Origin of the sequence: Shigella sp. FC1567 (assembly GCF_001743015.1) — a bacterium.
Lineage (GTDB): Bacteria > Pseudomonadota > Gammaproteobacteria > Enterobacterales > Enterobacteriaceae > Escherichia > Escherichia coli.
The window spans coordinates 1-967 of sequence record NZ_MIIV01000313.1 but is presented as its reverse complement, the minus strand read 5'-3'; the positions used below and the strand labels follow the sequence as shown (position 1 = coordinate 967).

The window sequence follows — 967 nt, the reverse complement described above, 5'->3', positions numbered from 1 at the left end:
AAAGGTTCTCAGTATGTATCGCTGGCCTACACACAGCGGCTTAAGGAAGCCGGATTACTGGCATCAACAGGAAGTACAGGCGACTCGTATGACAACGCGATGGCGGAGAGCATCAATGGTCTTTACAAAGCGGAGGTAATACACCGTAAGAGCTGGAAAAACCGTGCAGAAGTGGAACTGGCCACACTCACGTGGGTGGACTGGTATAATAATCGACGATTGCTGGAAAGGCTGGGCCACATCCCTCCGGCAGAAGCAGAAAAAGCTTATTATGCTTCCATCGGAAACGATGATCTGGCAGCCTGAGTTCACAGATAAAACACTCTCCAGGAAACCCGGGGCGGTTCAGGGATGGCAGCGGCGCTGGAACTCTCAAGGCTGATGGGATTACGTTCGCAGGAGGTGGTGCAAAGTGCGCAGTCATTAAGAACGTGGAAGCAATCGCTGGAGCGGGGTGAGCCCCGTTTAACCGTGGTGTTCGGCACCAAAGGCGGGCGTCCGCGAGAAACCGTTATTCTGGATGCTGTCGCTATCAGAAAAGCGCTGGATAATGCGTTGGTTGTGGCAGAAGATCGCCACGGCAGGCTGATAGATAAACCCGACCTGAAAAGCGCGATGAAATACTGGCACAGCCAGGCGTCACGTCTCGGGTTAACTGGCACATATTCCCCGCACTCGTTGCGCTATGCGTGGGCGCAGGATGCCATTCGTCATTATCTGGCGCAGGGATTCAGTGAGAAAGAAGCGCTGGCAATGACGGCGATGGATTTGGGACACGGCGACGGGCGCGGGCGGTATGTGGCGCAGGTTTACGGAAGAAAGGATACTGATTGATAGCCGTTGCTTTGAAAAGATCGAGTTATCCATCGGTTTTCGGGCAAAATTATTTGCCCCAAATAATTTTGGATGGTTTCCTATTAATTTCGCGTTATTCATCGGTTTTCGTACAAAAAATTTTGGGGCCAAA

1 protein-coding gene and 1 pseudogene are annotated in these 967 nt (G+C 51.9%); both read left to right on the top strand.

The window, feature by feature from the left end:
- Positions 1-306 (top strand): integrase core domain-containing protein (locus BHE85_RS16525; RefSeq protein ID WP_032232747.1); only part of this gene is annotated, 306 nt, incomplete at its 5' end.
- A 42-nt stretch (positions 307-348) separates the two neighbouring features.
- Positions 349-834 (top strand): annotated as a pseudogene (locus BHE85_RS16520) (integrase domain-containing protein); the annotation flags it as partial.
- Positions 835-967 lie beyond the last annotated feature (133 nt).